Consider the following 1,603-nt stretch of genomic DNA (forward strand, 5'->3'; position numbering starts at 1 on the left):
AAAACCACTGCCACCTGCGAAGGGATACGCCATAACGTTGACCCTCACGCAGCAGCAGCGTAGCCTTGCCGCGCCTGCCTTGGATGGTGTGTGTCATCGCCCCCAAGCCCGGCATTCCCAGGAGATTTTCACGATGCCAAGCGACAGTTGCAGTCGATTGCCCATGCTGTCGTTGCGCGCACCGGACTGATTGTTGACCGGCTCACGCGGCGACAGCCGCAACCTTGTTCACAGAGGTGAGCCATGACCCCGATCTTGCAGGCGGTAGCGCCTGAGTTGTTGCCCTTTGCATCGCAAAATATTGCCGATGCCGTTGAGTCCTTGAATGCCCGCAGCCTTGATGCGGCCACCGACATTGTTGCGGGCTTGCCGCTGGCCCGCGTCATCGACATGTTCGACCGCCCCGAGCTGCAACGCGCCGGCAACTTGATTGCGCGGATGCCGGATGCACGTGCCGCTGCGCTGCTGGAAGGCATGGCCGATGACCGCGCCGCCGACGTGCTGCTGGAGTTGGACGAAGCCGACCGCACACGGCTGTCCGGGCGGATGCGCAGCGGCACCCTGGAGGCCCTGCGCCAGCTGATGCGCTACCCGCCGCATACTGCGGGCAGCCTGATGACCACCGAATTTGTGTCGGTTCCCGCCGATTGGACGGTGGCGCAAACCTTGGCGCATATCCGCGATGTCGAGCGCAGCCGCGAAACCGTGTACGCCATCTATCTGTTGGATCCCGCCACGCATGCGCTGGTGCGCACGGTGTCACTGCGGCGCTTGGTGGCCGGCGAACCGGATGCCCCCGCGCTGTCGCAAGCGCAACGCACCGAACCGGTGTGGGTGTCGGCCAGCACCGACCAGGAAGAAGTGGCGCGCTTGATTCGTCGCCATGACTTGCTGGCGATCCCAGTGTTGGATGAAGCCCGGCATGTGCTGGGCGTGGTGACGGTGGATGACGTACTGGATGCGCTGATTGCCGAAGGCACCGAAGACGCGCACAAATTCGGGGGCATGCAGGCCATCGCGCAGCCGTACATCAATACCGGGTTTTGGGCGATGATCAAAAAACGCGCCGGCTGGTTGTGCGCGTTATTCCTGGGTGAAATGCTCACCGCCAGCGCGATGCAGCATTTCGATGACGAGCTGGCCAAAGCGGTGGTGTTGACCTTGTTCATTCCCCTGATCATGAGCTCGGGCGGCAACTCTGGCTCGCAGGCGACCTCGTTGCTGATCCGCAGCTTGGCCTTGGGCGAAGTGCGCTTGCGCGACTGGTGGAAAGTGGCCTTGCGCGAATTGCCCACCGGCATGTTGCTGGGCGCCATGCTGGGTGCGATCGCCATCATCCGCATCAGCATTTGGCAATACGGCGGCATCTACGACTATGGCCCGCATTGGGTATTGCTGGCGCTGACCGTGGCGGCGGCCTTGATTGGGATTGTCAGTTTTGGCTCGTTGACCGGCTCGATGTTGCCATTCGCATTGCAACGGCTGGGCTTTGACCCGGCCAGCGCCTCGGCACCGTTTGTGGCCACCTTGGTGGATGTCACCGGATTGGTCATTTATTTCAGCATCGCCGCAATGATCTTGGGCGGCACGCTGTTATGAGTGA

Annotated in this window: 1 protein-coding gene; it reads left to right on the forward strand. The window is 62.2% G+C overall.

What is annotated here, in order from left to right; all coding sequences use genetic code 11:
* Positions 1-243 precede the first annotated feature (243 nt).
* Complete coding sequence (mgtE, locus tag PK789_RS11630; protein ID WP_223628975.1) at positions 244-1,599, forward strand: magnesium transporter; 1,356 nt, start codon at positions 244-246, stop codon at positions 1,597-1,599.
* Positions 1,600-1,603 lie beyond the last annotated feature (4 nt).

It is taken from the genome of Thermomonas sp. (assembly GCF_035369645.1).
GTDB lineage: Bacteria > Pseudomonadota > Gammaproteobacteria > Xanthomonadales > Xanthomonadaceae > Thermomonas.